Origin of the sequence: Vibrio sp. 10N.222.46.A1 (assembly GCF_041473595.1) — a bacterium.
Taxonomy (GTDB): domain Bacteria; phylum Pseudomonadota; class Gammaproteobacteria; order Enterobacterales; family Vibrionaceae; genus Vibrio; species Vibrio tasmaniensis_A.
In genome coordinates, this window is the sequence record NZ_JBFRSN010001821.1 from 1 (window position 1) to 510 (window position 510).

1 protein-coding gene is annotated in these 510 nt (G+C 43.3%); it reads left to right on the forward strand.

All coding sequences use genetic code 11. The annotated features are described in order from the left end of the window. Positions 1–294: 294 nt before the first annotated feature. Positions 295–510: 30S ribosomal protein S6 (gene rpsF, locus AB4496_RS29465; protein WP_372133680.1), on the forward strand; the 216-nt coding region annotated here is incomplete at its 3' end.

The following is a 510-nucleotide window of genomic DNA, read 5'->3' on the forward strand; positions in this document are numbered from 1 at the left end:
GAGGTACTTGCTATATAAAGAGTTAAATGACTTTAAGTCTATGAATTTATTAACGCTCACCACTTGCTGGTGGGCGTTTCTTTTTAGGGCCTAGAGTGACAAATTGACAGAATCACAGATGGCTAGATGGCGAAAGAAAAACTGTTTCATTATTAGCCAAATACCGCTTGCCAATACCGGGTTCTTTCTATAATATTTGCCGTCCTTAAAACTCGGTCATTTTTCTTTAGTTCCTTGCTTCCCTTGGACGACCGAGCCTTTCGTGGAAGCTAATAATCCGTAAGGAGCAACCAAATGCGTCATTATGAAATCGTATTCATGGTTCACCCTGATCAAAGCGAGCAAGTTGCTGGCATGATCGAGCGTTACACTGGTTCAATCACTGAAGCTGGTGGTACTATCCACCGTCTAGAAGACTGGGGCCGCCGTCAAATGGCTTACCCAATCAACAAACTTCACAAAGCTCACTACGTTCTTATGAACGTTGAAGCTGGCCAAGAAGTGATGGAC